Origin of the sequence: Nostoc cf. edaphicum LEGE 07299 (assembly GCF_015207245.1) — a bacterium.
GTDB classification, from domain to species: domain Bacteria; phylum Cyanobacteriota; class Cyanobacteriia; order Cyanobacteriales; family Nostocaceae; genus Nostoc; species Nostoc edaphicum_B.
On sequence record NZ_JADEXF010000440.1, the window covers coordinates 1 to 4,528 of the forward strand.

A 4,528-nucleotide genomic window follows, 5' to 3' on the forward strand; every position below is an offset into this window, starting at 1 on the left:
TGTGATGTTCCAAAAACAATTCTCTGTTAATTTTTCGGATATAGCGATCGCCTCTCATATTTTATTCCAATTAATACATTTGTTCTATTTTTTCTCCCGATCGGCTGCATTATCCATCACTAGCATTATTCTGTAAAATTCATCCCAAAGAATCAGACGATCCCCCTTACCTGTGGTGGCAGACAGTCCTAAACTGAAGATGAGAGTTGAAAGGCAGTCGGGAGAAATTTTGTGAAGAAAGTATTATCAATCATTCTTGGTGGTGGCGCGGGTACTCGGCTTTACCCGCTAACCAAACTCCGCGCTAAACCAGCAGTACCAGTAGCGGGTAAGTATCGCTTAATCGATATCCCCGTCAGTAACTGCATCAATTCCGAAATATTCAAAATCTACGTCCTGACACAATTCAACTCAGCTTCACTGAATCGTCACATCGCCCGTACCTATAACTTTACTGGTTTCAATGAAGGGTTTGTAGAAGTGCTAGCCGCACAACAAACACCAGAAAACCCCAACTGGTTCCAAGGTACAGCCGATGCTGTACGTCAGTACCTATGGTTAATGGAAGAATGGAATGCAGACGAATATCTAATTCTCTCAGGCGATCATCTCTACCGTATGGATTATCGCCAGTTTATCCAGCGCCATAGAGAAACGGGGGCTGATATTACTCTCTCAGTCATCCCCATTGATGAGCGTCGCGCCTCAGATTTTGGTTTGATGAAAATTGATGATTCTGGTAGGATAATCGATTTTAGCGAAAAACCCAAAGGTGAAGCGTTAATCAAAATGCGTGTTGATACAAGCGTACTGGGATTATCAAAAGAACAAGCCCAGCAACAGCCTTACATCGCCTCAATGGGGATTTATGTCTTTAAAAAAGAGGTTTTGTTCAAGTTGTTGAGAGAAGGTATAGAAAGGACTGATTTCGGCAAAGAAATTATTCCTGATGCCTCTAAAGATTACAACGTTCAAGCTTATCTTTTTGATGACTACTGGGAAGATATTGGAACAATCGAAGCATTTTATCATGCGAATTTAGCCCTAACTCAGCAGCCTCAGCCACCCTTCAGTTTCTACGATGAAAAAGCACCACTTTATACCCGCGCTCGATACTTACCTCCAAGTAAACTATTAGATTGCCAGATCACAGAATCAATTATCGGCGAAGGTTGTATTTTGAAAAATTGCCGCATCCAACATTCAGTTTTGGGAGTGCGATCGCGAATTGAATCTGGTTGTGTCATCGAAGAGTCCCTACTCATGGGTGCAGATTTTTATCAAGCTTTTGTAGAACGCCAATGTAACGTAGAAAAAGGTGACATTCCTGTAGGTATTGGTACTGACTCAATTATTCGCGGTGCGATCATTGATAAAAATGCCAGTATCGGTCACGATGTCAAAATCATCAATAAAGATAACGTGCAAGAAGCTGACCGAGAAAGTCAAGGTTTTTACATCCGTAGCGGCATCGTTGTCGTACTGAAAAATGCTGTAATTCCTGATGGAACCATCATTTAGTCATTAGTCATTAGTCATTAGTCATTAGTCATTAGTCATTGGTTAATAGTTACAAGCAACAAAAGACAAAGGACAAAGGACAAAGTACTAATGACTAAACTCATTTTGCTGATTGGTCTTCCAGGTAGCGGTAAGTCAACTTTGGCAAAACAATTACTGGCAGAATGCCCCCAAATGGCGCTAATTTCTACAGATGCCATTCGGGGGCAATTGTTCGGTTCCCAAGGCGTTCAAGGGCCGTGGCTACTGATTTGGCGCGAAATTGAGCGGCAATTTCAACAAGCTATTTCCACAACTAATACAGCTATTTTTGATGCCACTAATGCCCAGCGCCGCAATCGTCGTGAAGTCATTGCTTTAGCTCGTAACTTGGGCTTTACCCACATTAGGGGAATTTGGGTAGATACACCAGTTTGGCTGTGTTTGGCACGGAATAAAAGGCGATCGCGCCAAGTTCCAGAAGAAATTATTTTGCGGATGCACCGTCAACTTCGGGATGCTCCCCCAAGCCGCGAAGAAGGACTAGACAGCCTCAGCCGCTCATCAGAAAAATTGGAGTACGGGAATTGCGATTCCTTGGTGAGCGAGAACCACACTTGATTTTCTATATTTTTTGTTAATTTGAAATCAGATTCATTTTGTTTGGCACTATACCAGGCAAATTCAATATCTCTCATCCTAAAAAAAAACATAACGGGAATTTCTATAGGAGGCTGGTAGATGGCTGCAACCGACTTCAAGGACTATTACGCTATTTTGGGAGTCAGTAAGACTGCCAGTTCAGAGGAAATTAAACAAGCCTTTCGTAAACTAGCCCGCAAATACCACCCTGATGTCAACCCAAATAACAAACAGGCAGAGGCACGCTTCAAAGAAGTTAGCGAAGCCTACGAAGTTGTATCAGATCCAGATAAACGCAAAAAGTACGACCAATTCGGTCAATATTGGAAACAAGCTGGTGAAGGTTTCCCATCTGGCGGCGCTGGCCCAGATATGGGTAACTTTGACTTCAGTCAATACGGCAATTTTGATGAGTTCATTAATGAGTTGCTAGGACGCTTTGGTGGTCCTCCCCCTCGTGGTGCGGGTGCGGGGCGCCAAAGTCATGCCCGAAGTCACTCTTACCGTACTTCTCCAGGTACCTCAACTCATTTTAGCAGTAGCTTTAACGATTTTGGGTTTCAAGATGGAGGTGTGGGTAGTACCCAAGATAGTGAAGCTGCGATCGCTCTAACTTTTGCTGAAGCATTTAATGGTGTGAAAAAGCGCTTCAGTTTAGGTAATGAAACAATAGATGTGAACATTCCATCTGGGGCTAAAACTGGTACTCGCCTACGGGTGCGGGGCAAAGGTCAAATCAACCCCATGACTCAACAACGGGGGGATTTATACTTAAAAGTCGAACTTCAGCCGCACACATTCTTCCAAATGGAAGGCGATAACTTGGTATGCGAAGTGCCAATCACACCAGATGAAGCGACTCTGGGAGCGTCTATTGATGTACCCACCCCCGATGGTTCAGTTAATGTCAAACTCCCAGCAGGAGTCCGTTCTGGTCAATCTCTACGTTTACGTGGCAAAGGTTGGCCCCTCCCCAAAGGTGGACGCGGCGATCAGTTGGTGAAAGTGGCGATCGTTCCACCAAAAGACCTCAGCCAACAAGAGCGGGAATATTATGAAAAAATCCGGGCTATACGTACTTATAATCCCCGTAGTCATTTGAACCAATTCAGGCTTTAAAAAGCAAAAAGAGAATCCCCATAATTAAAATCTCGTCATTACTCACATTTTGGTGACAGTCAAAGTATTATGCTCAACCACATCCTGTCTAGAACTTAAGTTCTGCGGCTTGGAGCTACTGTTCACTCAAGTGGACTTGAATCATGTTCGGATAAGTGTTTAACCGAACTTGAGATTAATTGTTGTTTAGTCCAGTTAAGAGAACTTGAACTATTAGCCTTGGAATTGTATTTCGAGGCACAATAGTTCTACTTGGTATTCAAAAGCCCACTGATTCCTGGTTTTAAATAGTTTGTTTTTATATAAAAATTGTATTTTTATATTGCCAGAAATCTGATGATTAAATTGCTAAAAATAAATCTAAATAATGGTGTTATCTTTTAATTCTTAACTTTTTTGATACCGCATACCTGGTAGTTGCGAAATAAAACCCATAAGTTCCAACTGTAACAAAGCACTGGAAACTGAGCCAGCAGCCATACCGGTTTGTTGGACAATAAAATCGAAGGGTAAAGCATCACTTGCCATCGCATCCATTACTGTTTGCAATTCTGGCGATAAAGTTGGCATTAACTGTTCTGGTGCTGTAGAAGCCTCAATTGTATCAATTTGTGGTATTGCTCCTAGCATTGTTAACAGTTCGTCTAGTTCTTTAAGAATGAAAGAAGCTCCCTGACTTAGTAATTTTAAGCATCCTTGGGATGGATAATCGTCAAGTCTTCCAGGTAATGCATAGACATCTCTACCAAATTCATTTGCGTAGGTAGCAGTAATTAAAGCACCAGATTTTAAAGGCGCTTCCATTACTAAGATGGCGCGGCTTAAACCCGCAATAATTCGGTTGCGACGGGGAAAGTGAGTCCGATCGGGTGGGGTTTTTGTAGGGTACTCACTTACGACTAACCCAGCCGTCAAAATTTGCTTGTACAAATCCCGATTTTTATGCGGATAGATAACATCTACACCAGTTCCCAAAACTGCGATCGTGCGTCCACCTGCTTTCATAGCGGCGATGTGGCTTTCGGTGTCAATTCCCTCTGCCATACCAGAAACGACTGTAAAGCCATTTTTAGCTAAAGCTGTACTAATTTGGCGAGTCCAACGGATACCATATTCTGAGGGTTGGCGGGTTCCGACAATCCCAACCATTGGTTTTTGTCCGAGATTTTCTTGGAGTTCGACTTCACCGCGATAGTACAAAATTGGCGGTGGACTCGGAGTTTCTAGCAGTAAACGGGGATAATCTGCATCTGCTGGCGTCCAGAAG

The 4,528-nt window shown here is 42.8% G+C and carries 4 protein-coding genes; 3 read left to right on the forward strand and 1 reads right to left on the reverse strand.

Going from position 1 to position 4,528, the window contains the following annotated elements; translation table 11 throughout:
• Positions 1-231 precede the first annotated feature (231 nt).
• From IQ229_RS14290 to IQ229_RS14300, 3 genes are all read left to right on the forward strand, one after another.
• Positions 232-1,521: a glucose-1-phosphate adenylyltransferase gene (locus tag IQ229_RS14290; protein WP_194044733.1), complete on the forward strand. Its 1,290-nt coding sequence runs from the start codon at positions 232-234 to the stop codon at positions 1,519-1,521.
• A gap of 90 nt (positions 1,522-1,611) precedes the next feature.
• Positions 1,612-2,121 (forward strand): AAA family ATPase, encoded by a 510-nt coding sequence (locus tag IQ229_RS14295; RefSeq protein ID WP_194044735.1) that lies wholly within the window; start codon positions 1,612-1,614, stop codon positions 2,119-2,121.
• 120 nt (positions 2,122-2,241) lie between these two features.
• Positions 2,242-3,261 (forward strand): DnaJ C-terminal domain-containing protein, encoded by a 1,020-nt coding sequence (locus tag IQ229_RS14300; protein ID WP_194044739.1) that lies wholly within the window; start codon positions 2,242-2,244, stop codon positions 3,259-3,261.
• Positions 3,262-3,648: 387 nt separating this feature from the next.
• Here IQ229_RS14300 and dprA read toward each other — a convergent pair.
• Positions 3,649-4,528: DNA-processing protein DprA (dprA, locus tag IQ229_RS14305; protein WP_194044746.1), on the reverse strand; the 880-nt coding region annotated here is incomplete at its 5' end.

What these genes read in the sequence shown, in the direction of transcription:
- IQ229_RS14300 (WP_194044739.1), top strand. Translation starts at nt 2,242, where the DNA reads ATGGCTGCAACCGACTTCAAGGACTATTACGCTATTTTGGGAGTCAGT.
- IQ229_RS14295 (WP_194044735.1), top strand. Translation starts at nt 1,612, where the DNA reads ATGACTAAACTCATTTTGCTGATTGGTCTTCCAGGTAGCGGTAAGTCA.